Genomic DNA, 24,636 nt, shown 5'->3' on the forward strand with positions numbered 1-24,636 from the left:
TCTGAACTACTTACTTCTTCGTCGACTCGACCGCATGACCACCGAACTGGTTACGCAGCGCAGCGATCATCTTCATCTGCGGCGAGTCCTCCTGACGCGACGCGAACCGCGCGAACAGCGACGCCGTGATCGCGGGCAGCGGCACCGCGTTGTCGATCGCCGCCTCCACCGTCCAGCGGCCCTCACCCGAGTCCGCGGCGAACCCACGCAGACCCTCAAGGTGCTCGTCGTCGTCCAGCGCGTTGACCGCCAGATCCAGCAGCCAGGAGCGGATAACCGTCCCCTCCTGCCAGGACCGGAAGACCTCACGCACGTCGGTGACCGAGTCGACCTTCTCCAGCAGCTCCCAGCCCTCGGCGTACGCCTGCATCATGGCGTACTCGATGCCGTTGTGAACCATCTTCGCGAAGTGACCGGCGCCCACCTTGCCCGCGTGCACCGAACCGAAGTCGCCCGCCGGCTTCAGCGCGTCGAAGACCGGCTGGACCTTCGCCACGTTCTCGGCGTCGCCGCCGTACATCAGCGCGTAGCCGTTCTCCAGACCCCAGACGCCACCGGAGACACCGCAGTCGACGAAACCGATGCCCTTCTCGCCCAGCTCGGCCGCGTGCTTCTCGTCGTCCGTCCAGCGGGAGTTCCCACCGTCCACGACCACGTCACCCGGCTCCAGCAGCTCGCCCAGCGCGTCGATCGTCGACTGGGTCGCGGCACCCGCCGGAACCATCACCCACACCACACGCGGGCCCTTGAGCTTGGCCACAAGCTCCTCAAGGCTGTGGACATCGGCGACGTCCGGGTTGCGGTCGTAACCGATGACGGTGTGGCCTGCGCGGCGAATGCGCTCACGCATGTTGCCGCCCATTTTGCCGAGGCCGACGAGACCGAGCTCCATCAGAGATTCCTTAAGCGTTGTGGCGATTCGTACCCGAGACCGAGCCTACGCCCGGCCCGCAGGGGCCTCAGCCCGACAGCCGCACCGGCATGATCAGGTACTTGTACGCCTCATCCGCCTCGGCATCGACCGCGGGCCTGCCACTGAGCAGCGCCGGCTTCGTCGACGTCGTGAACGACAGCTGCGCGACCGGCGAGTCGATCGCGCTCAGGCCGTCCAGCAGGAAGGTCGGGTTGAAGGCGATCGAGATGTCGTCGCCCTCCAGGTTCGCGTCGACCCGCTCCACAGCCTGTGCGTCGTCGCTCGAACCCGCTTCGAGAATCAGCACGCCCTGCTCGAAGCTGAGCCGCACCGGAGTGTTCCGCTCGGCCACCAGCGCCACACGCTTGACGGCCTCGACGAACGGGGCGGTCTCGATGACGGCGATCGAGTTGAACTCGGTCGGGAAAAGCGTCCGGTACTTCGGCAGATCACCCTCGAGCAGACGGGTCGTCGTACGCCGGCCCGCGCCCTCGAAACCGATCAGACCCTCACCGGCACCAGAGCTGGACAGCGCGAGGGTGACCGTGTCACCGCTGGTCAGCGACTTGGCGGTGTCCAGCAGCGTCTTGGCGGGCACCAGCGCGACGGCGGAAGCCTCCGGGTCCTCCGGCTTCCACATGAACTCGCGGACCGCGAAGCGGTAGCGGTCGGTCGAGGCCAGCGTGACCCTGTCGCCCTCGATCTCGATGCGTACGCCGGTGAGCACCGGCAGCGTGTCGTCGCGGCCGGCGGCGATGGCCACCTGGGCAGCGGCGGAGGCGAAGACCTCACCGGGAACGGTGCCGGTCGCGGTCGGCATCTGCGGCAGCGCCGGGTACTCCTCCACAGGAAGCGTGTGGAGGGTGAACCGCGAGGAGCCGCAGACCACGGTCGCCCGTACACCGTCTGTGGAAATCTCCACCGGACGGTTCGGCAGGGCGCGGCAGATGTCGGCGAGGAGCCGGCCGGAGACGAGAACGGTGCCGTCCTCCTCCACGTCCGCCTCGACCGAGACCCGCGCCGACACCTCGTAGTCGAAGCCGGAGAGACTCAGCGCGCCGTCCTCCGCCTTCAGAAGAAGGCCCGCGAGGACGGGCACCGGCGGACGGGCCGGAAGGCTGCGAGCCGTCCAGGCCACCGCCTCCGCGAGTACATCGCGCTCAACCCGGATCTTCACCGGAACCGCCTCCTGCTTGTTGCTGGCTCGCCCTGCTGGCCGTCGTCGTCTGGGGTCGTCTGGCTGTGTTGCCGGGGACCAGTCTGACGCACGGCACCGACAGTCGGTGCGGCTCGGGGTCAAGTCGTGGCGAGAGGCGTCGCCGGCTCCAGGCCGAAGTTGTGCACAGGCCCTTCTTCCAAGCGAATTCCGAGCTAACTCTAAGTGGGAGTAGTAGTAGGGCCTGTGGAAACGGTGGATAACCCCGTTTGCGCAGGTCAAGCCCACTTTTTTGTCCACTGCGCCTGTGGGCGGAGCCGGTGGACAACTCGGTGTTTCTGTGGACGCCCGAAAGTTACACACACTCGGTGCACAGGCAGGGGTGACTTCTCCCCAGCGCTGTCCCCAGCTTTACCCATGTTCCCCACAGCCCAACCGGCCTCCTTGGTGTGACCGCTTTCACTCGCGCCGGTGAGGGCCCGTGTCGCGTTGCCGAACAGTGGACAGAGGTGTGGATTAGCTGTGCACAAGATGGTCCAGCCTGTGGGCCGCCGGTGGACAACCAAGATCCGCCCCTGTGGACAGATTTTCTGTCCACACCCTGTGGATGATGCTTGACCACAAATCCACAACCACCTGACCTGGGGTGATGAAGTCTCAGGAACCGCACCTGTGGACCCAATCTGGACAACTTCTGGGTCCCCAGGGTGTGGACGGAACATCCTGCCCTGTTCTGTGGAGAACGGAGTCCCGCGGGCACGTATTCGAACATCGGGGGAGGCGCGGAACGACGAAGGGCGCCCGGGGAGTTCGTCCCTGGGCGCCCTTCGGAGCGCGGTTGGAGGCTGCTGCGGCGGCGCGTCAGCCGTTCTTGATGCGGTTCGTGAGCTCGGTGACCTGGTTGTAGATGGAGCGCCGTTCCGCCATGAGCGCGCGGATCTTGCGGTCGGCGTGCATCACGGTCGTATGGTCGCGGCCGCCGAACTGTGCACCGATCTTGGGCAGCGAGAGATCCGTCAGCTCACGGCACAGGTACATCGCGATCTGCCGGGCCGTCACGAGAACGCGGCTGCGGGACGACCCGCAGAGGTCCTCCACCGTCAGTCCGAAGTAGTCCGCGGTGGCCGCCATGATGGCGCTTGCCGTGATCTCGGGAGAGGCGTCCTCACCGCCGGGGATCAGGTCCTTGAGCACGATCTCGGTGAGGCCGAGATCCACGGGCTGCCGGTTGAGCGACGCGAACGCCGTCACGCGGATCAGCGCACCCTCCAGCTCGCGGATGTTGCGCGAGATGCGGGAGGCGATGAACTCCAGTACCTCCGGCGGGGCGTTGAGCTGCTCCTGCACCGCCTTCTTGCGGAGGATCGCGATGCGCGTCTCCAGCTCGGGGGGCTGTACGTCGGTGGTCAGGCCCCACTCGAAGCGGTTGCGCAGCCGGTCCTCCAAGGTCACCAGCTGCTTGGGCGGCCGGTCCGAGGACAGCACGATCTGCTTGTTGGCGTTGTGGAGCGTATTGAAGGTGTGGAAGAACTCCTCCTGCGTCGACTCCTTGCTCGCCAGGAACTGGATGTCGTCGACGAGCAGGATGTCCACGTCGCGGTAGCGCTTGCGGAAGGCGTCGCCCTTGCCGTCGCGGATGGAGTTGATGAATTCGTTGGTGAACTCCTCGGAGCTCACGTAACGCACGCGCGTGCCGGGGTAGAGGCTCCGCGCGTAGTGCCCGATGGCGTGCAGCAGGTGGGTCTTGCCGAGCCCGGACTCGCCGTAGATGAAGAGCGGGTTGTACGCCTTGGCCGGCGCCTCGGCCACGGCGACCGCGGCCGCGTGGGCGAAGCGGTTGGACGAGCCGATGACGAAGGTGTCGAAGAGGTACTTCGGGTTGAGGCGGGCGTGCGGCTCGCCGGGGCCCGGTGTGGAGGCCTGTGCGGCCAGGGGGCCGGGGGCGCCGCCGGACTGCATCGAGGAGCCGGGGCCGCCGCTGCGGTGGGGGGCGGGCTGGTCCTGGTGGTCGCGGCGCTCGGGGCGTTCGTGGCGTTCGTGGCGGGGCTGGTCGTAGTGCGGCTGCTCGTACTGCTGGTGCTCGGGTGCCTGCTGCCGGTAGTCGTGCTGCTGCGGGCGGGTGGCGTACGGGTCGCGTTCCTGGTATCCGCCGAGCCGGGGCTGCTGCCAGCCGTGGTCCTCCTGCGGGCGGGGCCAGGAGCCCTGCTCGTGGCGGGGCTGCCGGTAGTCGGGGTAGGCGGGCCTGGCGGTCGGCAGGTCGTCGGACGGCGGCCGGTGTCCGTACGTGTCGTACGACTCGTGCTGCGGCTGCTGCTGCGGGGCCGGCTCCGCAGCGGAGTCGTCGACGGTGATCGCGATGCGGATCGGGCGGCCGCACTCGCGGCTCAGCGTCTCGCTGATGAGCGGTGCGAGCCGGCCTTCGAGGACGCGCTTGCCCCATTCATTGGGGACGGCGAGCAGCGCGGTGTCGGCGACCAGGGCGAGCGGCTGGCAGCGCTCGATCCACTGTTTGTCCTTGGGTTCGATCCCCTGCTGGCCCTCTCCGAGGAGATGCTCCAGCACTCGTGGCCACACTGCGGCAAGATCGGCAGGTACGTCAGCCACAGGGCACGCTCTCTCACAGGTCCCACGAAGGTGTGGTTCTTGGGACGGGATGGGAAGGACAGGCAAGGACACAACGGATAAGAATCCAAGTTCATGCACGGTAGTCGCGGGTCCTTGGGTGCATCAAGTTGTTGTCCACAGCCTGTGCATAGTGGACCCTGGTGACGGGTCGGTTTGACCGGATGGCGTAGCCGCGCGTACCGTGACCAGGTCGAGTTGTCGATGGCTGCTGCCGCCTGCCTCCGATGGGCAAAGATCACGGTCTGTGATCGTGAAGCGGTGCACACGGGCGTTGCGAGCTTCCTCGTGGGCGCACGGTGACAGCCAGGCGATGCCCCGCCACCACACCACTTCTGGAGCCCCCGAGTGAGCAAGCGCACCTTCCAGCCGAACAACCGTCGTCGCGCCAAGACCCACGGTTTCCGTCTCCGCATGCGGACGCGTGCCGGTCGCGCCATCCTGGCGACTCGCCGTGGCAAGGGCCGCACGCGCCTTTCCGCCTGATCACCTACAGGTCATGACGTGCTGCCTACCGAGAATCGGCTGAGGCGGCGCGAGGACTTCGCGACCGCGGTACGCCGAGGACGCCGGGCCGGGCGCCCGCTCCTCGTCGTCCATCTGCGAAGTAGCGGTGCAACGGACCCGCACGCGTCTGGGGAGAGCGTTTCCCAGCCGCGTGCGGGTTTCGTCGTCAGCAAAGCTGTTGGCAACGCTGTCGTGCGGAACCTGGTGAAGCGCAGGCTTCGCCACCTGGTCCGGGACCGTCTGTCGCAGCTGCCCCCCGGTAGCCTGGTTGTCGTACGGGCATTGCCCGGATCAGGTGATGCCGACCATGCACAGCTGGCCCGAGACCTGGATGCCGCGCTTGAGCGGCTGCTGGGAGGGGGCGCGCGATGAAGTACCCGCTGCTGGCTCTGATCAAGTTGTACCAGTGGACGATCAGTCCGTTGCTCGGGCCTGTCTGCCGGTACTACCCGTCGTGTTCTCACTACGGGTTTACGGCCATCGACCGGCACGGTGCGGTCAAGGGCACGGCTCTGACCGCCTGGCGCATTCTGCGGTGCAATCCGTGGTCGCCGGGCGGTGTGGACCATGTTCCGCCGCGCCGGCGTCCGCGTTGGCACGAAGCGCTGCGCAATGCGTGGAGCGGCAGCCGCGGCAGCAAGGGCGGGCAGCACTCCGCCGCTGAGATCAACCCGGCCGCAGAGACCTCGCCCAATGCTCAAGGAGCCTGATTAGTGGACACGATTGCCAGTCTGTTCAGCTTTATCACCACCCCAGTTTCCTGGGTCATCGTCCAGTTCCACACGATGTACGGCGCGGTCTTCGGGCCTGACACGGGCTGGGCCTGGGGTCTGTCCATCGTGTCCCTGGTGGTGCTGATCCGGATCTGTCTGATCCCGCTGTTCGTCAAGCAGATCAAGTCGACGCGTGGCATGCAGGCGCTCCAGCCTGAGATGAAGAAGATCCAGGAGCGCTACAAGAACGACAAGCAGCGTCAGTCCGAAGAGATGATGAAGCTGTACAAGGAGACGGGTACCAACCCGTTGTCCTCGTGCCTTCCGATCCTGGCGCAGTCGCCGTTCTTCTTTGCCCTGTATCACGTGCTGAGCAAGATCTCCTCGGGTGACGAGATCGGTGTGCTCAACAAGGACCTGGTCAACAGCGCCCGTGAGGCACACATCTTCGGCGCTCCGATCGCGGCGAAGTTCATGGACAGCGCGGCGGACATGGTGAAGTTCGACGCCTCTCTGGTCGATGTCCGCGTCATCACCGCGCTCATGATCATCCTGATGTCGGCGTCGCAGTTCTACACGCAGCGCCAGCTGATGACGAAGAACGTCGACCTGTCGGTCAAGACGCCGTTCATGCAGCAGCAGAAGATGCTGATGTACATCTTCCCGGTGATGTTCGCCGTGATGGGCATCAACTTCCCCGTCGGTGTCCTCGTCTACTGGCTGACCACCAACGTGTGGACCATGGGTCAGCAGATGTACGTGATCCACGGGAACCCCACTCCGGGCAGCAAGGCGCAGGCTCAGTTGCTGGAGCGGATGCAGAAGTCGATCGTCAAGCACGGCAAGGTCCGCAGCCGGCGTGAGCGCAATGTCATCAAGCAGATCGCTGCCAAGGGCCGTGAGCGCAATGAGGCCGAGCGCAGGTTCGTCAAGGGTCTTGGTATGGCGCGGCTGACGGTGCAGCCTGACGGCACGGTGGCGAAGGGTGAGCCCGAGGTCGAGGCGGAGGACGGTACGACGCCGGATTCCGGCCCGAAGCGGCAGCAGCCCAAGCGTCTGACCAAGGCACAGCGTCAGGCCGCCGCCGCCGAGTCCGCGGCGAAGACCTCGTTGCAGAAGGAAGAGCCGGAGGACAAGCCCAAGACGGCCGGCAAGTCTTCTTCCGGTTCCGCACGCCAAGCCAAATCCGGGCAGCGCAAGGGCCAGCAGCGGCCCAAGCACCCGTCGAAGAAGTAATAAGGAGTCCATCCCGTGACGGAAGGCACCACCTCCGTGGCCGCTGAGGGTGGCGACACCCTGACCCGCCTCGAGCAGGAAGGGGAGATCGCGGCCGATTATCTTGAGGGACTGCTCGACATCACCGACCTCGACGGCGACATCGACATGGATGTCGAGGCCGACCGGGCCGCGGTCTCGATCATCAGTGACACGGGTAGCCGTGATCTGCAGAAGCTCGTGGGGCGCGATGGTGAGGTCCTGGAGGCGCTTCAGGAGCTGACGCGTCTCGCTGTGCACCGCGAGACCGGGGACCGCAGTCGGCTGATGCTGGACATCGCGGGGTTCCGGGCCAAGCGGCGTGAGGAGCTCGCGGAGCTCGGCGCCAAGGCTGCGGATGAGGTGAAGGGCACCGGGGCGCCGGTGAAGCTTGACCCGATGACGCCGTTCGAGCGCAAGGTCGTGCACGACGCGATTGCGGCCGCGGGTCTGCGCAGTGAGTCCGAGGGCGAAGAGCCGGAGCGCTTCGTCGTTGTTCTCCCGGCCTGACCGGCCTCGTCACGTCTGTCGGCCCCGTCTGTTCGCAGGCGGGGCCGATCTTTGTCAGCCTGTTAGTCAGCCATCAGTTCGGTAGCGCGGTACGGAAGGACGGTCCCCGTGACGGAGGAAGCAGAGCTTCCCCAGGCGCCTGAAGAGGCACGGGCGGTATTCGGTGAGTACTTTCCAGCGGCGGTCCGGTACGCGGAACTCCTCGCGGACGCCGGCGTCAAGCGAGGGCTGATCGGTCCTCGCGAGGTGCCGCGACTGTGGGAGCGGCACTTGCTGAACTGTGCGGTGCTCTCCGAGGTGGTCCCGGAAGGTGTCACGGTCTGCGATGTGGGTTCGGGGGCGGGGCTTCCTGGCATTCCGCTGGCGCTGGTGCGACCGGACCTGAAGATCACTCTCCTTGAGCCGCTGCTGCGGCGTACGAACTTCCTCCAGGAGGTCGTGGAGCTGCTGGGTCTGGAGCACGTGACGGTGGTGCGTGGCCGTGCGGAGGAGGTGCTGGGGAAGCTCCCGCCGGTTCACGTGGTGACGGCCCGGGCGGTGGCACCGCTGGACCGGCTGGCGGGCTGGGGGGTCCCCCTGTTGCGTCCGTACGGGGAGATGCTGGCGCTCAAGGGTGACACCGCCGAGGAGGAGCTCAAGAGCACCCGTTCCGCGCTGAGCAAGCTCGGTGTGGTGAAGACGGAAGTGCTTCAGGTGGGCGAGGGCGTGGTGAACCCGCTGTCCACGGTGGTGCGTGTGGAGGTGGGGGAGAGCCCCGGCGGGGTGAGGTTCGCGGCCAAGCGGGCCAAGGCCGCGCGGCCGTCGCGTACGCGTCGGCGGCGATGATCTGCCCTTTTTATCAGCGATGCTCCATACAAGCTGCCATACGTACGCATTGCGGAGTGTCGTGAGGGCTTAGGTGCGCTGCCGGTGCATCGTGTTTCACGTGAAACGTCGCTCTCTGCTGCATGGAATCATCAGCCGCGGTCGTGCGGCTGCCGCACCGCGCGACCGCAGGTCCGTGAGGGGTACGGAGTTGTCCACAGAGGTGGATTCCTCCACAGAAGAACGGGCCTCGCTGGTTCATGACCCCGAAAGCATGGCAGGCTCTGTGCATTGCGAGCCTGAAGTCGAGGAGAGTGAATCCTTGCGGTCCGACGCCAACATCGCGGGACCGATGACCGACCCGGTCCCCGGTCCCCGAACCGAATCGGTGGGGGAGGATGTTTCACGTGAAACACCGCCCCCGATGGACGACACCCCCATTGGTCGTGCTGCCCAGCTGGCGGTAGAAGCTCTCGGCCGTGCCGGTGAGGGTCTGCCCCGGCCTGAGCAGACCCGCATCATGGTGGTGGCCAACCAGAAGGGCGGCGTCGGGAAGACCACGTCGACGGTCAATCTTGCTGCTTCGCTCGCGCTGCACGGCGCGCGTGTTCTGGTGGTCGATCTCGACCCGCAGGGCAACGCTTCCACGGCACTGGGCATCGACCATCACGCCGAAGTTCCCTCGATCTATGACGTCCTGGTCGACAGCAGGCCGCTGTCCGAAGTGGTCCAGCCGGTCCCGGACGTCGAAGGTCTCTTCTGCGCGCCGGCGACCATCGATCTCGCCGGTGCGGAGATCGAGCTGGTGTCGCTGGTGGCGCGGGAGAGCCGCTTGCAGCGGGCGATCCGGGCGTACGAGCAGCCGTTGGATTACATCCTCATCGACTGCCCGCCCTCGCTGGGCCTGCTGACCGTCAATGCGATGGTCGCCGGCGCGGAGGTGCTGATCCCCATTCAGTGCGAGTACTACGCGCTCGAAGGGCTGGGGCAGCTTCTTCGGAACGTCGATCTGGTGCGGGGGCATCTCAACCCGGACCTGCATGTGTCGACGATTTTGCTGACCATGTACGACGGAAGGACCCGGCTCGCCTCTCAGGTGGCCGACGAAGTGCGTACTCACTTCGGCAGGGAAGTGCTCAAGACGAGCATCCCGCGGTCGGTTCGCATCTCGGAAGCGCCGAGCTACGGGCAGACCGTGCTCACCTATGACCCGGGATCCAGTGGGTCCCTGTCGTACCTCGAAGCGGCTCGTGAGATCGCGCTGCGGGGTGTCGGGGTGCACTACGACCCGCAGCATGCCCACGTGGGCGGCCAGAACAGTCAGCAGAGCATGTCGGAGGGGATCCAGTGAGTGACCGACGTAGAGGATTGGGGCGTGGGCTCGCCGCGCTGATCCCGGCCGCTTCGCAGGAGACGTCGAGCCCGCCCGTAGGGTCGGCTTCGACGTCTCCCGGAGCAGTGCCGGTGCTGACCGCGGAGCGGGGGGTGGCGGCGGCGAAGGTGACTTCGCTTCCTGCGAGTCCCGTTTCACGTGAAACGGAAGCTCCCCTGCGGGCACGGGAGCCGGAGCCGGTGGAACTCGACGAGGTGGCCGGGGTTCACTTCGCCGAGCTGCCGTTGGACTCCATCAAGCCGAACTCCCGGCAGCCGCGAGAGGTGTTCGACGAGGACGCCCTCGCGGAGCTGGTCACCTCCATCAAGGAGGTGGGGCTCCTCCAGCCCGTCGTCGTGCGGCAGCTGGGGCCCGAGCGCTATGAGCTCATCATGGGCGAGCGTCGCTGGCGGGCCTGCCGGGAAGCAGGGCTGGAGAGGATCCCCGCGATCGTCCGGGCCACGGAGGACGAGAAGCTGCTCCTCGACGCCTTGCTGGAGAACCTGCACAGGGCGCAGCTCAACCCGCTGGAAGAGGCAGCGGCGTACGACCAGCTGCTCAAGGACTTCAACTGCACGCACGACCAGCTGGCGGACCGGATCGGGCGCTCGCGCCCGCAGGTCTCCAACACGCTTCGCCTGCTGAGGCTGTCGCCTTCGGTGCAGCGCAGGGTGGCGGCGGGTGTGCTGTCCGCCGGGCATGCGCGGGCGCTGCTCGGCGTGGAGGATTCCGAGGAGCAGGACCGTCTGGCGCACCGCATCGTGGCCGAGGGGCTGTCCGTGCGGGCGGTCGAGGAGATCGTCACTCTGATGGGCTCACGTCCGCAGAGCTCTCCCAAGGCGAAGGGGCCACGTGCTGGTGCCAGGTTGTCGCCTGCGCTGTCCGGTCTCGCGTCCCGGCTCTCCGACCGGTTCGAGACCCGGGTGAAGGTCGACCTGGGGCAGAAGAAGGGAAAGATCGTCGTCGAATTCGCGTCGATGGACGATCTGGAACGGATCCTCGGGACGCTCGCCCCCGGCGAGGGGCGGGTCCTGCAGAAGGGGCTCACCGCAGAGGACGCCGCGGGCGGCGAGAGCTGAACTTGGGCTGGAAGCTGTTTGCGGGGCGGGCCGTGTCCGGAGCAATCTGGAACACGACCCGCCCTTTGCTTTCTCTCGGTACCCGTCCGATCGCGGGGTGGATACGATGCGTTCTGGTACGGCGCATCCACCTTGGTTCACTTTGAGAGGGAGGGCGGGGGCCATGCGATCGGTGAGTCGCAGCCAACTGGTCACAGCGGGCCTGAGTCTGGGAGCGGTCGGCGGGTTCGTCGGCAGTCTGCTCCGGGAACGTGGCGCGCTGGCAGCCGCCCGTGACGCGGCAGGGGAAGGAAGCGAGGAACATCCTTCATGGGACGTCGGCTCGTACCGCTCACGTTGGACAATCTTCCGGACCTCCCCGAGCGCTGCCGGTCCTGCGTCTTCTGGGAACTTGATCCAGTCAGTGGAGAAGCAGCGGTAAAGGCGGGCACTCCGGAGCTGGAGAAGGAAGCCTGGATCTCGGCTGTCCTGCTGGAGTGGGGGTCGTGCGGGCGGGTCGTCTACGTCGACGAGGCTCCTGTGGGGTTCGTCCTGTACGCGCCGCCGGCATACGTGCCGCGATCGACGGCCTTTCCGACCAGCCCGGTGTCGCCGGACGCCGTGCAGTTGATGACGGCCTGGATCATGCCGAGCTATCAGGGGCAGGGGCTGGGGCGTGTCATGGTGCAGACCGTCGCCAAGGACTTGCTGCGAAGAGGATTCAAGGCCATCGAGGCCTTTGGCAACGCCCGCTGGACGGAGCCCGCTTGTCTGCTGCCTGCGGAGCATCTGCTGTCGGTCGGCTTCAAGACCGTACGCCCGCATCCGCTGCATCCCCGGCTGAGGCTGGAGTTGCGGACGACGCTTTCCTGGAAGGAAGACGTCGAGCTTGCTCTCGACAGGCTGCTGGGGGCGGTCCAGAAGGAGCCGGTGCTCCGTCCGCTGTGAGGACGCTGAAAACGCTTGTGGGCTCATCCCCGTCAGGATGAGCCCACAAGCGTTTCACGTGAAACAAAGTGCCGGCGGTCAGGCCTTGGTGGCCTCTTCGCCGATGAAGTCGCCAAGGTCGCGCAGGAGAGCGGCCTTCGGCTTGGCGCCGACGATGGTCTTGGCGACCTCGCCGCCCTGGTAGACGTTCAGCGTCGGGATGGACATGACGCCGTACTTGGCTGCGGTGGCCGGGTTCTGATCGATGTTGAGCTTGACGATCTCGATCTGGTCGCCGTGCTCGGCCGCGATCGCTTCGAGCGACGGGGCGATCTGGCGGCACGGGCCGCACCATTCGGCCCAGAAGTCCACCAGTACGGGCTTGTCGCTCTTGAGGACGTCCTCCTCAAAGGATGCGTCGGTCACGTTCTTCAAGGTGCCGGCCACGGCAGCCTCCTTAACTTCGGGGTGGGGTGTGGGGTGTGGGAGGGAGGGTCAGGCGGCTGCGGTCTTCTCGGGCTCGGCCACCTTGTCGGTGTCGGCCAGAGCCGCCAGGAAACGCTCCGCGTCGAGTGCGGCCGAGCAGCCGGTGCCGGCGGCCGTGATGGCCTGCCGGTAGGTGTGGTCGACGACGTCACCGGCGGCGAAGACACCGGTGAGGTTCGTGCGCGTCGACGGTGCGTCGACCTTTACGTAGCCCTCGTCGTCCAGCTCCAGCTGGCCCTTGAACAGCTCGGTGCGCGGGTCGTGGCCCACGGCGATGAACAGTCCGGTGACGGCCAGCGGAGTGATCTCACCGGTCTTGGTGTCCCGCAGCGTCAGGCCCGAGAGCTTCTGGTCGCCCTGGAGCTCGGCGACCGAGCTGTCCCAGGCGAACTTGATCTTCGGGTCGGCGAAGGCGCGGTCCTGCATGGCCTTGGAGGCGCGCAGGGTGTCCCGGCGGTGGACGATAGTGACGGACTTGGCGAAGCGGGAGAGGAAGGTCGCCTCCTCCATCGCGGTGTCGCCGCCGCCGACCACGGCGATGTCCTGGTCCTTGAAGAAGAACCCGTCGCAGGTGGCGCACCAGGAGACGCCGCGTCCGGAGAGGGCGTCCTCCTTGGGCAGACCGAGCTTGCGGTGCTGGGAGCCCGTCGAGACGATGACCGCCTTGGCGCGGTGGACCGTGCCGGCGGTGTCGGTTACGGTCTTGATGTCGCCGGTGAGGTCGACGGACACGATGTCGTCCGGAACGAGCTCGGCGCCGAAGCGCTCGGCCTGGGCGCGCATGTTGTCCATCAGGTCGGGGCCCATGATGCCGTCGCGGAACCCGGGGAAGTTCTCCACGTCGGTGGTGTTCATCAGAGCACCGCCTGCGGTCACCGCACCCTCGAACACCAGCGGCTTCAACGACGCACGCGCGGTGTACAGCGCGGCGGTGTAGCCGGCGGGCCCGGAGCCGATGATGATCACGTTTCGGACGTCGCTCACGGGTTATTTCCTCGTCTCTGCGGACTGCCTGCTGCCTACTGGGGGCCTGTCTAGGACTCTCACCCCACCCAACGGATCCTACGGGGCATGCATTCCCGAGGTGTCCGACCCCATTCGGGCCTGATGTCAACGGCGGGGGTAGGTCTGTGTCAGCAGAATCTCACCCTTGGCCGGCGGAGCCGCCCCCTCACACGCGGCGTCGACGACGTAGGCCTGCACGCGGGTGACGTCGGTGGCGTGCGGAAGCACGAGGAGGAAGGCTTTCTTGCCGTCGTACGTCCCCTCCTCCGCGGCGATCGGCACGGTGTTGCGGCCGGTGCCGTCCTGGACGCACTGCGGCACCGGCACGTCGGCTTTCCGCAGGGGGGTGTGGGACTCGATGCCCATGGAGGGGTCGTTCTCGGTCGTCGTCTCGCCCTGGGACATCGGCTGCTTGGCGATCAGGCTGTGGACCCGGTCCTCGAGGGCGGTCGTGGAGAACGTGGGACCGGTCTTCTTCGGGGAGGAGATGCTCCTGTCGGCGGAGGGGTCCTTGCTGTCCGGTGACTGGAGCGTCTGCACCAGGAGCGTGCCCAGGCCGAGGGCGGCCGTACCGAACACGGCGCCGATGAGGGCAGTGCGCCGGCGGTGCTTCGCCTTGCCGTCCCGGCCGGGCCCGGTGGCCGCGCGGGGGCGGCCGGCGGGGCGGTCCGCCGCGGCGGCGGATTCGGCGGCCTGTGGTGCGGGCGCTGTTTCACGTGAAACAGGCGCGGTCTCCTCAGGCGACGTGGCGTCGAGGAGCGCTTCGGCGGCCAGAGCAGCGTCGATGCGGCCTGCGACGTCGGCGGGCATCCGGTGTGCGCCGGGCAGGGCGCCGAGGAGTCCGCGGATCTCGTTCAGGGAGGTCTGTACGTCGGTGCACAGCGCGCACTCGTCGAGGTGGCGGCGTACTTCCGCCGTGCGGGAGGGCTGCAGGAGGCCCTCGGCGAGGTCGGAGATCTCCGAGACGTCCGGATGCTGAGTCGTGCCGGCCGTAGATGTCATGCGCGCCCACCTCCGCCCTTCACAGCAGCAGGACCACTCGGTCCCGCGTCCCTTGGCCCTGCGTTCTCCGGTCCCGACGCCGGTGGGACGGATGTCCCGGGCGTCCGGTTCCTTCCCCCGCTGACGTCCTCGCTATCCCCGGCACCGGTGCGCAGATGAGTGAGAAGCGGCAGCAGCCGGGCACGGCCACGCGCACAGCGGCTCTTCACTGTCCCGGTCGGCACATCGAGGACGCGGGCGGCCTCCGCCACCGGGTAGCCCTGCATGTCCACGAGTACCAGCGCGGCCCGCTGTTCGAGTGGCAGGGTGGCCAGGGCGGCGATGAGCTCTCTGTGGAGGTCCTGGCGTTCCGCGGGGGCCTCGGCGGACTCGTGGGGCTCCAGGAGCTGGTCCAGGCGTTCCGCGTCGTCGACCGGCGCGGTCCTGCGGGACGCTGCCTTGCGTGCGCGGTCGAGGCAGGCGTTGACGGTGATGCGGTGCAGCCAGGTCGTGACGGCGGACTGGCCACGGAAGGTATGGGCGGCGCGGTAGGCGGACACCAGGGCGTCCTGGACGGCGTCGGCGGCTTCCTCGCGGTCGCCCAGCGTGCGCAGGGCCACCGCCCACAGCCGGTCGCGGTGGCGCCGTACGAGCTCACCGAAGGCGTCGGGGTCGCCCTTGACGTGACGGGCCAGGAGCTCCTGGTCGCTTGTGTCGCTGAGCGCGGCATCGTCCAACGGTGAGCTCCCTCCCCCTGGTGTACCGGTCAGCCTGTGATCCTGATCTCCGAGATTCCGCCACGGAAGCGGTCGGCTGATCCGTCGGTCGGCAGAGACGTGATGTGGATCAGGATGTACCGAGTGCGGACCGGCTTGTCGAGTGTGGCTTCCAGCTTGCCTTCTGCCGGCGCGAGTTTGGTCATCCGCTGCGAGAAATCGGAGAGGGTGGCTGGATCCGAGGCGTCTTCACCGGCGGCCAGTACTTCGAGGGTCTGCCCGCTGCGGTACATGTCGATGCCGATGCCGGACACGTCCTTGACGCTGCCGAGATCGACGATGATTCCGCTGCCGTCCTTGCGCTGCGGAAGGTTGCCGAAATTGGCGAAATCGCGGTACTGCCCGGTGATCCAGGCGGTGCCGGTTTCGCCGTCGATGCTGTTCGGTACGCCCTCAGGCTCTATTCCGGAGCCGTTCGGGGCGAACACCGTGGCGTTGGCGATGTGCAGCGGCTTGGGGTCCGACTTCTTGGGCGCCTTTTCGTCGCTCGGCTGCGAGGTCTTCGTGTCGCCGGTGTCGTTGCCACGGTCCAGGAGCGTGTCCGCGAGCTGCCAGCTGCCGAGGCCCAGCGCGGCGATGAGCAGCGCGGCCACGCCCCACTTGAGGGCTTTCCCGGTGCGGCTCTGGAGCGGCCGTGGGGGTACGGCTGTGACGGCCTGGGCCGGGGGCAGCCCCGCGTGCGGGCCCGGCCTGCTGTAGGTGCCCTGCTGGTAGGTGGTGCGCTGGTACTCGGGCAGCGCCGTGAAGGTGGGCTCCGGCGGGCGGATGCGGGGCATCGCGGCGACGGCCTTGGCCAGCTCGTCGGGGGTGGTGCAGGGCGGCTCCTGGCGGGAGGCGGTGGCGCCGTCGTTGACCAGGGCCCGCATGGCGAGCTCCGACAGGCCGCGGTGGATGCCGGCCCGTACCTGGTCCGGGGGGATCAGCCCGACGCCCTTGGGCAGCCCGGACAGGCCGTAGGCGTCCCGTTCGTAGGGCCAGCGCTGTGTCAGGGCTGCGTACAGCAGCGCACCGATCGCCTCGGTGTCGGTGCGCTGCGGGCGGTCGGAGGTGATGCCGCGCAGGGCGGCGTTCACCGCGAGACCACGGATCCGGTACTGGCCGGAGGAGGTCCGCAGGATGGCGCCCGGGGTGAGTCTGAGGTGGGCCAGGCCCTCGCGGTGTGCGGCGGCCATGGCCTGGGAGATCTGGCTGACGAGCTGGTACGCCTCGTGGGCCTCCAGTGGACCCGCGGCGAGCATCGCCGTGAGTTCGGTGGCGTCGGGAAGCCACTCGTGGACGACGTAGACGAGATCATTCTCCTCCACCGCGTCCAGGACCTGTACGAACCGGGGGTCGCCGAGCAGCGCCGACGAGCGGGCCGCGGCGAGCACGGACCTGGCTCGCGGGTGTTCCGCGGGGAGCAGGTGCACGCCCACGGCGCGGCGCAGTTTCTCGTCGACCGCGCGCCAACTGCTGAAACCGTCCAGTCGGGTGACGCATTCTTCGAGCCGGTAGCGTCTGGCGAGCTTGTGCCCGCTGTGCAGCTCAGGTGTGGCGATGGGGGGTTCGGCGCCTTGGCGCTCACTGTCCGCGTCGCTCTTGCTGTCGTCCGCTGGCTCCTGGGCTTTTGCCACCCCGTCGGCCGTGGCTTTGTCCGCCTTGGCGGCCAGCGGTTCGTCACCGCTGTTGTCTGCCACGTCGACGGCAGCCGTGCTACGTTCCGCCACCGTCGTTCCTGCCTCCCCATCCGTTGCTGCGCGCTGTTGAACAGCCATGCCAATTGTGCCCACAGTCCGGCGCTATGCACGACACGCGGCGGCCGGTGATGGTTGTGCGGGGCCGCCCGGCCGCTCAGCGTCCGAGGCGTCCGCGCACCATGCCGACCATGGCGTTGAGTTCCACGATCCGCATTTTCTTCGCGGCGAGGAAGAAGACTCCCAGCAGCACGATGCCTCCCGCGACCAGTGCGGCGAGCGATCCGAGGGCGTCGCTGCCCAGGACCCGCATGATGCCGAAGGCCGCGGCGCCGCCGAGGATTGCCGCAGGTACGGAGGCACCGGAGAGCCTGGCGTACGTACGCAGGACGTGCGTGCCGTCCAGGTCGCCCCCCAGCCGGTTGCGCAGGCGCCGCCAGGCCACACCGACGCCGATCGCGTAGGCCAGGCCGTAGGAGGCCGCCATGCCGACCACGGCCCACTGGGCGGGCAGGACGAAGTAGCAGGCTGCTGAGGCTGCGGCGTTGACGGCGGCGACGATGACGGTGTTGTAGAAGGGTGTGCGGGTGTCCTCGTACGCGTAGAAGCCGCGCAGGACGACGTACTGCACGGAGTACGGGATGAGGCCGAGACCGAAGGCCATCAGAGTGAAGCCCATGGCCTGGGCGCCCTCGTGGCCGGTGGACGCGAACAGCAGGGTGCACATGGGGACGCCGAGCGCGAGGAACGCGAACGCGACCGGGACGATCGCCACGGCCGAGTTGCGCAGGCCCTGGGAGATGTCGTCGCGGACGGCGCCCGGGTCGTTGTCGTGTGCGGCTCGGGAGATGCGGGGCAGCAGGGCCGCCATGACGGAGACCGTGATGATGGCCTGCGGCATGCCCCAGATCAGCTGGGCGTTCGAGTAGGCGAGGATGCCCGCGCCGTCCTTGCCCGACGCCTTGCCCGCCGCGGTGGCGAGCTGGGTGACGACGAGGACGCCGGCCTGGTTGGCGAGGACGAACAGGACGGTCCACTTGGCGAGCTTGACGGTCTTGCCGAGCCCGTGGCCCTTCCAGTCGAAGCGGGGGCGGAAGCGGAACCCGGTCTCGCGCAGGTACGGGATCATCGCCAGCGCCTGGACGGTGAGACCGAGCAGGGTGCCGATGCCGAGCAGCTGGACGCCCTCGTCCGGGATGGTCTGCACGCCCATCCGCGATTCGGCGGAGGTGCCGTACACCCAGATGAACAGGCCGAACGTGGCGATCATGATGATGTTGTTGAGGACCGGGGTCCACATCATCGCGCCGAACTTGCCGCGGGCGTTGAGGATCTGTCCCATGACGACGTGCACGCCCATGAAGAAGATCGTGGGCAGGCAGTAGCGGGCGAAAGTGACTGCGACGCTGTTGGCCGCCTCGTCTTCGGCGATCGGCACGGACATCAGGCGGATGAGCAGTGGCGCCGCGAAGACCGCGAGGGCCACGATGGCACCGAGCGCCACCATGACCAAGGTGAGGAGGCGGTTGGCGAAGGCCTCGCCGCCGTCCTCGTCGTTCTTCATCGCGCGTACCAGCTGAGGCACGAAGACCGAGTTGAGGCCGCCGCCGACCGTGAGGATGTAGATCATGGTCGGCAGGGTCAGCGCAATGGTGAAGGTGTCACCGAGCAGGGCCGCGCCCAGCGCCGCGGTGATCACCAGGCTGCGTACGAAGCCGGTGAGGCGGGAGACCAGCGTGCCCGCGGCCATCAGGGCACTCGACTTCAGCACACTGGCCGCGCGCCCGGCGGGCTTCTTGGGCGGCGCGGGGGCCGGCACCGGCTCGGGTGCGGCCGTGGGAGCGGGCTGCCCGGGCGCCTGCTGGTCGCGGTAGAGGTGGGCGAACGCGTCCTGCTGCCCTGGGATCTCCTCGCCCGCCTTCGTGACGAGGTCGTCGACGCCCACGAACTCCGTGGTCGCGGGGTTGTCCCCGTACGGCAGGTGGCGGGACGGGCCGTCCGGTTCGGGCGCCGGGGTCTGCGCCCAGACGTGCGGGTCCGGTGCGTACTGCGGTGCGGCCGGCTGCTGGTACAGCGGCTGCGGCTCCGGGTAGGTGCCCGGCGGCGGCGGAGGGTGCGAGGCGCGGTCGTAGAGCGCCTCCGTCACCGGGTCCTGCGCGGAGGGGTCCTGGGCCTGGTACGGGTCGTGGCTGTAGGCGTCCTGGACATACGGGTCCGGGGCGGCGTAGGGCTCCTGCGCGGAATCGGGAGCGGACTCGGGATGCTGCGGCGACGGCACATGGCCTGCTGCCGGGGGCTCCGGGGGCACGCCTCGGAAAGGCGCGGTGTCACTCGCGCCCTGTCCACGGTCACCGTCGTACGGCGCGTTCACTGGTGCTCCCCTCGAGCTTCTGTTCCGGCGAGCTGTGCCCCGCTGGATGTACCGGCCGGGGATCCGGGGACTGTGCCCCGGCAAGACGCTGCATCGCAACCCCACCTCATCGTCCCCGGCCTGCCGGCCACGGCGTAGCTCAACGGTCCACTTTCTCACCTGTGCCCGACGGGTCGACGCTTTCGGGACCGGTGTCCGGTGTCGGGTCACTCGCCTGCTCGGAGTCCTCACCCTCGCCGCCGTCCCCTTCGGCGGCCTCACGGGCCGCCGCGCGCTTGCGCTGGGAGTACATCCTGATGCCGGCGAGAACGAGCAGCAGCACACCGCCGGCGATGACGAGCATCACGGTCGGGGTGAATTCGTTCACATCGACCGTGAACTCCATCTCACGGCCGTACGGTGTGCCGTCCTCGGTGTAGAGCTGCGCGATCACCGGGACCGGGCCGTTGGCGTTGGCGGTCGCCGTGAACTTCACCGACTGGCTGTGACCGCCCGCGACCTTCACCGGACGCTCGGCGACGCTCTGGTCCCCGTCCAGCCTGAGGCGGGTGGGCTTGGTCGACTTGAGCCGCAGCACGAGGTGCTCTACACCCTGCACCAGCTGGTTCTGGACGGTCACGGGCACAGTCGCGCTGCGCCCCGACAGGGTCGCGTCGGACTTCTGGATGAGCTGCACCTCGTCGGTGAGGCTCACCAGGTAGCTCTGGACCCCGTCGCGGTACTTCTGGGCCTTGCGCTCGCCGCCGCGCCAGGACGTCGACATCGCGCGGTTGATGGCGTTGCCGAAGGGGGTGACCACCCGGTCGGGGGCGGTGAGGATCACCTTGAAGTTGTCCAGCTTGCTCTGCGTGGTCCTGATGTCCTGGAACGCCTTGGCCGGAAGCTCCCGCTTGCTCAGTGACCGGGGGTACGAGGCCGGTCCCGGCACGTCGGTGGTGGCACGGGCGTCGGGCTTCGCCTTCGCCGCGGCCACCAGATCCAGCGGCTGCGACCAGCGCTGCGCGTCGAGGCTGTGCAGGGCGCTCGCCATGGACTGCGCCTGGCTCGCGGACGGCAGGCGCTGCGGGGCGACCACGACGCTGCGCTGCTTCTCCTCGTCCTGGAGGGTCACCGCCAGCGTCTGGGCGAGGAATTCCTGTACGGCCAGGGTGGAGTCCCCGGCCTTCGACATGTCGCCCTCGAAGGCGGTCGAGAGCCGGCTGTCGGCGACGACCGCGGTGGTGCCGCCGCCGATCGGCCGGGCCGCGGTGGGCGTGTACGGCAGGCCGCGCGTCTCATGGAGGCTGTCGCTGCGGGCGATCACGTTGTGCGCGCCGGCCGAAGTGGCGACATCGACGACCGACGGATCGACGGCGCCGTTCACCGGCCACGCGAAGTCGGTGGAGGGCTCTGTGTGGAGGATCGACTGCACGGCGGTCGCGGCGACATCGGTGGCGCGCCGCAGGTGACTGAGAGAGCCCGGAACGTCCTTGCCGCGGTGTGCCAGCGAGGCCAGGTCGGGGTCGGCGAACGGCAGCGCGACGACCTTCCGGCCCTCCACCGCCTTCTGGAGATCGCTCAGCCACTTGTTGGCCACGGCCTGGTACTTGCCCGCGACGGTTGTTTCACCGTCCTCGGACTTGACCTGGTAGCTCTCCGTCATGGCGTTCACGGTGGCGAGCAGGTCCGGGTCGACGACCCAGGTGACAGGCAGCTCGTTGCCGAGTGAGACCAGCTGGTTCAGCCGCCCGCCCGGGGCCAGCTCCGCGCCGAGGTTGTCGTTCTCGAAGACCGGGGTCTGCTGCTCGTCCGACCCCGTCTCGGCGGTGAGGTGCGTCGAGGAGATCAGCGGCCAGAGATAGGTGAGCTGGGTCCTCTTCTCCGTGGCGTCGGGCTGCCAGGGCAGGAAGGTCTTCTGGATGCCCAGCGTCTGCTCGTACGGGCGGCTGGGGGTCTGTCCCGACAGGGACACGCCGAGCTGGTAGACCCCCTGGTCGTCGAGTTCGAGCTTGTCGACCGGCACGGTGATGCTGAAGTCCTCGCTGATGCCGGCCGGGAGCTTCGCGAATTTCTTCGTGAACTTCCCGCCGAGCTCGGCGGGGGCACTTCCGTCGGGCTCCTGGCTGCGTTCGGCCGCGGCGTCGATCGCCGTCCTGCCGGAGAGCCGCGGTCCCACGCTGAGCCCGACATGCGCGTCGGTGACAGCTTCCTTGCCCCTGTTGGTGACCGTGCCGGAGACGGTGACCTTGTCCCCCTCCACCGGCGCTCCGGGGGTCAGCGCGTCGAGGGACACATCAACCGTGCGTGAGCCGGTGGCGTCCTCGGCGGCGTGCGCGGGCGCCGGGAGGTACACCAGGCCCGCCACCAGAGGGGCGCCCGCGAGCAGCCCTGCCGTGCGCCGCAGCCACCGGCGGGCAGGTGAGGGAACCATCCCCTGAAAGTCTGCCGCCTCGGCCACGCCCACGCCCGTCCCTAGTCTTTGTCTGCTGCCGGTGTTGGTTGTCGGTTCTTGCGTCCACGCATGGTAACGAGGTGCGCTGTGGCGAAGTGCTGCCCACTGCTCCACATGATCGGAAGAGTCTTGTCGGGCGGCAATAAACGGGGAAGCTTCGGCCGGCCGGGGCACGTACCCTTTTCTGTTGTGCCGAACGCCAACGAAGACAATGCCAGTGCCCTGAATCAGGTGCAGCGCCGCGCGGTCAGCGAACTGCTGCGGGTCTCCCCTGTCGCCGACGATCTCGCGCGCCGTTTCCAGGACGCGGGCTTCAGTCTCGCGCTCGTCGGCGGATCGGTCAGGGACGCGTTGCTCGGCCGCCTCGGCAACGACCTGGACTTCACGACCGACGCCCGGCCCGACGACGTACTGAAGATCGTCCGGCCGTGGGCGGACTCGGTGTGGGAGGTCGGGATCGCCTTCGGCACGGTGGGATGCCAGAAGGCGGGCTACCAGATCGAGGTCACGACGTACCGCTCCGAGGCGTACGACAGGACCTCCCGCAAGCCCGAGGTGTCCTACGGCGACTGCATCGAGGACGATCTCGTACGCCGTGACTTCACCGTGAACGCGATGGCCGTCGCGCTGCCGGAGAAGGAGTTCGTCGACCCGTACGGCGGCCTGGAGGACCTTGCGGCCCGCGTCCTGCGCACGCCCGGAACCCCAGAGGAGTCGTTCTCCGACGACCCGCTGCGCATGATGCGCGCCGCCCGGTTCGCCGCTCAGCTCGACTTCGAGGTGGCGTCCGAGGTGGTCGCGGCGATGACGGCCATGGCGGAGCGCATCGAGATCGTCTCGGCCGAGCGGGTGCGTGACGAGTTCAACAAGCTGATCCTTTCCCCGAACCCGCGCAAGGGTCTGCGGCTGCTCGTCGACAGTGGGATCGCCGGATACGTACTCCCCGAGCTGCCGGCGCTGCGCCTGGAAAGTGATGAGCATCACAAGCACAAGGACGTCTATGAGCACTCGCTGACCGTCCTGGAGCAGGCCATGGACCTGGAAGAGGGCGAGCCGGACCTGGTGCTGCGGCTCGCGGCGCTGCTGCACGACATCGGGAAGCCCAGGACGCGGCGCTTCGAGCAGGACGGCAGGGTCTCCTTCCACCACCACGAGGTGGTCGGCGCGAAGATGACGAAGAAGCGCATGACCGCCCTCAAGTACTCGAACGACATGATCAAGGACGTCTCACTGCTGGTGGAACTGCACCTGCGCTTCCACGGCTACGGGACCGGCGAGTGGACCGACTCCGCGGTGCGGCGGTACGTGCGTGACGCGGGCCCGCAGCTGGAGCGGCTGCACAAGCTGACCCGCTCGGACTGCACCACGCGCAACAAGCGCAAGGCCGGCGCGCTCTCGCGAGCGTACGACGGACTTGAGGAGCGCATCGCGCAGCTCAAGGAGCAGGAGGAGCTCGACTCCATCCGGCCCGATCTGGACGGAAACCAGATCATGGACATCCTGGGCGTCCGGCCAGGCCCGGAGATCGGCAAGGCGTACAAGTTCCTGCTGGAGCTGCGTCTGGAGAACGGGCCGATGGAGCACGACGCGGCTGTCGCGGCGCTCAAGGAGTGGTGGGCCGCGCAGAACTGAAGTCATGTTTCACGTGAAACATGACGGCGGACGAGCGCGGCAAGGGCCGGTGTTTCACGTGAAACACCGGCCCTTTGGGACACGGAGAGTGCGCTGCGCATACGAGTGTGTGACGCGCGCACGCTATGAGACGCCTCCAACTCGCCTCCAGCGGAGCAAAGTTGCGGCGACCACCGCGTAGATGACAGCGACCGTGACCACCAAAGGGGCCGAGCGGCCGTCGGCGGGCAGTATCACCGCCGCCGTTGCCGCAGCACCCACGAAGGCGACGTTGAACAGCACGTCGTAGATCGAGAAGACCCGACCGCGATACGCGTCGTCGACCGCCGACTGCACCACCGTGTCCGTGGTGATCTTCGCGGCCTGTGTCGTGAGGCCGAGCACGAACGCGGCGATCATCATCGGTACGGGCAAGAAGGGCAGCGCGAGGCCCGGTTCGAGTACGGCGGCCGACGCCGCGCACATGACCATCCACCCGTACGGTCCCAGCCGCCCCACCGCCCACGGCGTCAGCACCGCAGCCGCGAAAAACCCCGCCCCGGAGAACCCGGCGGCTACCCCGAGCAGCGCCAGTCCCTCGGACCCTCCCTCCTGCCCGTCGGACCAGGCGTACCGGGCCAGCATCAGCACCATGACCGTCAGCGCGCCGAAGCAAAAGCGCATCAGCGTCATCGCGGCCAGCGCGCGTGCCGCGGCCGGGCGCTGTGACAGGTGCCGCATGCCGTCGGCGAGACCCCGCACCGTGGAGGCCAGGGCGGCCTTCAGGCGCGGCTGTACCTGATCGGGGTCGGGACCGAGCAGTTCGCGGCCCATACGCAGCGACGACAGGGCGGCGCTGAGATAGAGGGCGGCGCCCAGCAGCACCACCACCGCGTCGGAGTCCGACGCCACCAGTCGCACCGCGAAGGCGAGGCCGCCGCCCGCGGTGGCGGCGAGCGTACCGGCGGTCGGGGACAGCGAGTTGGCCATGACCAGGCGGTCGGCGTCCACGACGCGTGGCAGCGCGGCCGAGAGGCCGGAGAGCACGAATCGGTTGACGGCGGTGACGGACAGGGCCGAGGCGTAGAAGAGCCAGTCGGGCACGGACGCGAGGATCAGCAGCGCCGTGCCGCTGGCGAGCACCGCCCGCAGCAGGTTGCCGTACAGGAAGACCTGCCGGCGCTGCCAGCGGTCGAGCAGCACACCCGCGAACGGGCCGACCACCGAATAGGGCAGCAGCAGTACGGCCATCGCCGAGGCGATCGCGCCGGGCGAGGTCTGTTTCTCGGGGGAGAAGACGACGTACGCGGCGAGCGCGACCTGGTACACGCCGTCCGCGCACTGCGAGAGCAGCCGGACCGTCAGCAGGCGGCGGAAGTCGGTCAGGCGCAGGAGTACGCGCAGATCACGTACGACGGGCATGCGAGCAAGGGTCACACACGTCGAGGGTCCCCGGGCGGATTGCC

The 24,636-nt window shown here is 68.1% G+C and carries 21 protein-coding genes; 10 read left to right on the top strand and 11 right to left on the bottom strand.

The annotated features are described in order from the left end of the window. Window positions 1-10: 10 nt before the first annotated feature. The 3 genes from gnd to dnaA all read right to left on the bottom strand — a co-directional run bounded on the left by gnd (window position 11) and on the right by dnaA (window position 4,673). Window positions 11-892, bottom strand: a complete 882-nt coding sequence (gene gnd, locus G412_RS0102525) for a phosphogluconate dehydrogenase (NAD(+)-dependent, decarboxylating) (protein WP_028810687.1) — start codon at window positions 890-892, stop codon at window positions 11-13. A 67-nt stretch (window positions 893-959) separates the two neighbouring features. Then, the gene (dnaN, locus tag G412_RS0102530) at window positions 960-2,090 is read right to left on the bottom strand and encodes a DNA polymerase III subunit beta (protein WP_028810688.1); all 1,131 of its coding nucleotides are present in this window, start codon (window positions 2,088-2,090) and stop codon (window positions 960-962) included. Between the two features lie 840 nt (window positions 2,091-2,930). Beyond that, window positions 2,931-4,673 (bottom strand): chromosomal replication initiator protein DnaA, encoded by a 1,743-nt coding sequence (gene dnaA / locus G412_RS0102535; protein WP_078606730.1) that lies wholly within the window; start codon window positions 4,671-4,673, stop codon window positions 2,931-2,933. Between the two features lie 366 nt (window positions 4,674-5,039). Here dnaA and rpmH point away from each other — a divergent pair, with 366 nt between their 5' ends. The 9 genes from rpmH (at window position 5,040) to G412_RS0102570 (ending at window position 11,857) form a co-directional block, all read left to right on the top strand. Further along, the gene (gene rpmH, locus G412_RS37640; protein WP_078606731.1) at window positions 5,040-5,177 is read left to right on the top strand and encodes a 50S ribosomal protein L34; all 138 of its coding nucleotides are present in this window, start codon (window positions 5,040-5,042) and stop codon (window positions 5,175-5,177) included. Between the two features lie 18 nt (window positions 5,178-5,195). Then, on the top strand, window positions 5,196-5,570 hold the full coding sequence (gene rnpA / locus G412_RS37645; RefSeq protein ID WP_078606732.1) for a ribonuclease P protein component: 375 nt from the start codon (window positions 5,196-5,198) through the stop codon (window positions 5,568-5,570). Then, window positions 5,567-5,908, top strand: a complete 342-nt coding sequence (gene yidD, locus G412_RS0102540) for a membrane protein insertion efficiency factor YidD (RefSeq protein ID WP_028810690.1) — start codon at window positions 5,567-5,569, stop codon at window positions 5,906-5,908. The genes rnpA and yidD overlap by 4 nt, the downstream gene beginning before the upstream one ends. A 3-nt stretch (window positions 5,909-5,911) precedes the next feature. Continuing rightward, window positions 5,912-7,147 (top strand): membrane protein insertase YidC, encoded by a 1,236-nt coding sequence (gene yidC / locus G412_RS0102545; protein ID WP_028810691.1) that lies wholly within the window; start codon window positions 5,912-5,914, stop codon window positions 7,145-7,147. A gap of 15 nt (window positions 7,148-7,162) precedes the next feature. Continuing rightward, complete coding sequence (locus tag G412_RS0102550) at window positions 7,163-7,675, top strand: Jag family protein (RefSeq protein ID WP_028810692.1); 513 nt, start codon at window positions 7,163-7,165, stop codon at window positions 7,673-7,675. Window positions 7,676-7,783: 108 nt separating this feature from the next. After that, the gene (gene rsmG / locus G412_RS0102555; protein WP_028810693.1) at window positions 7,784-8,500 is read left to right on the top strand and encodes a 16S rRNA (guanine(527)-N(7))-methyltransferase RsmG; all 717 of its coding nucleotides are present in this window, start codon (window positions 7,784-7,786) and stop codon (window positions 8,498-8,500) included. Between the two features lie 253 nt (window positions 8,501-8,753). Beyond that, window positions 8,754-9,830: a ParA family protein gene (locus G412_RS0102560; RefSeq protein WP_078606733.1), complete on the top strand. Its 1,077-nt coding sequence runs from the start codon at window positions 8,754-8,756 to the stop codon at window positions 9,828-9,830. Next, window positions 9,827-10,930 (top strand): ParB/RepB/Spo0J family partition protein, encoded by a 1,104-nt coding sequence (locus G412_RS0102565; RefSeq protein ID WP_078606734.1) that lies wholly within the window; start codon window positions 9,827-9,829, stop codon window positions 10,928-10,930. The genes G412_RS0102560 and G412_RS0102565 overlap by 4 nt, the downstream gene beginning before the upstream one ends. 309 nt (window positions 10,931-11,239) lie before the next feature. Beyond that, window positions 11,240-11,857 (top strand): GNAT family N-acetyltransferase, encoded by a 618-nt coding sequence (locus tag G412_RS0102570; RefSeq protein WP_028810696.1) that lies wholly within the window; start codon window positions 11,240-11,242, stop codon window positions 11,855-11,857. Window positions 11,858-11,935: 78 nt separating this feature from the next. Here G412_RS0102570 and trxA read toward each other — a convergent pair whose 3' ends face one another. The 7 genes from trxA to G412_RS0102605 form a co-directional block, all read right to left on the bottom strand. Continuing rightward, window positions 11,936-12,283 carry a thioredoxin gene (gene trxA, locus G412_RS0102575; protein ID WP_028810697.1) on the bottom strand — a complete coding sequence of 116 codons (348 nt, stop codon included), beginning with the start codon at window positions 12,281-12,283 and terminating at the stop codon, window positions 11,936-11,938. Between the two features lie 48 nt (window positions 12,284-12,331). Then, window positions 12,332-13,306 carry a thioredoxin-disulfide reductase gene (trxB, locus tag G412_RS0102580; protein ID WP_028810698.1) on the bottom strand — a complete coding sequence of 325 codons (975 nt, stop codon included), beginning with the start codon at window positions 13,304-13,306 and terminating at the stop codon, window positions 12,332-12,334. A 126-nt stretch (window positions 13,307-13,432) separates the two neighbouring features. After that, a complete protein-coding gene (locus tag G412_RS0102585; protein WP_028810699.1) occupies window positions 13,433-14,329 on the bottom strand; it encodes an anti-sigma factor in 897 nt (298 codons plus the stop codon). Further along, on the bottom strand, window positions 14,326-15,045 hold the full coding sequence (sigM, locus tag G412_RS0102590; protein WP_028810700.1) for an RNA polymerase sigma factor SigM: 720 nt from the start codon (window positions 15,043-15,045) through the stop codon (window positions 14,326-14,328). Before sigM ends, G412_RS0102585 begins: the two co-directional genes overlap by 4 nt. 29 nt (window positions 15,046-15,074) lie before the next feature. Beyond that, on the bottom strand, window positions 15,075-16,790 hold the full coding sequence (locus tag G412_RS0102595) for a protein kinase family protein (RefSeq protein WP_028810701.1): 1,716 nt from the start codon (window positions 16,788-16,790) through the stop codon (window positions 15,075-15,077). 124 nt (window positions 16,791-16,914) lie between these two features. After that, on the bottom strand, window positions 16,915-19,128 hold the full coding sequence (murJ, locus tag G412_RS0102600; protein ID WP_028810702.1) for a murein biosynthesis integral membrane protein MurJ: 2,214 nt from the start codon (window positions 19,126-19,128) through the stop codon (window positions 16,915-16,917). A 139-nt stretch (window positions 19,129-19,267) separates the two neighbouring features. Further along, on the bottom strand, window positions 19,268-21,565 hold the full coding sequence (locus G412_RS0102605; RefSeq protein ID WP_028810703.1) for a DUF6049 family protein: 2,298 nt from the start codon (window positions 21,563-21,565) through the stop codon (window positions 19,268-19,270). A 183-nt stretch (window positions 21,566-21,748) separates the two neighbouring features. Here G412_RS0102605 and G412_RS0102610 point away from each other — a divergent pair, with 183 nt between their 5' ends. After that, on the top strand, window positions 21,749-23,191 hold the full coding sequence (locus G412_RS0102610) for a CCA tRNA nucleotidyltransferase (protein WP_028810704.1): 1,443 nt from the start codon (window positions 21,749-21,751) through the stop codon (window positions 23,189-23,191). A 123-nt stretch (window positions 23,192-23,314) separates the two neighbouring features. Here G412_RS0102610 and G412_RS0102615 read toward each other — a convergent pair whose 3' ends face one another. Then, window positions 23,315-24,592 carry an MFS transporter gene (locus G412_RS0102615; RefSeq protein WP_028810705.1) on the bottom strand — a complete coding sequence of 426 codons (1,278 nt, stop codon included), beginning with the start codon at window positions 24,590-24,592 and terminating at the stop codon, window positions 23,315-23,317. Window positions 24,593-24,636 lie beyond the last annotated feature (44 nt).

Source organism: Streptomyces flavidovirens DSM 40150 (assembly GCF_000429085.1).
Taxonomy (GTDB): Bacteria; Actinomycetota; Actinomycetes; order Streptomycetales; family Streptomycetaceae; genus Streptomyces; species Streptomyces flavidovirens.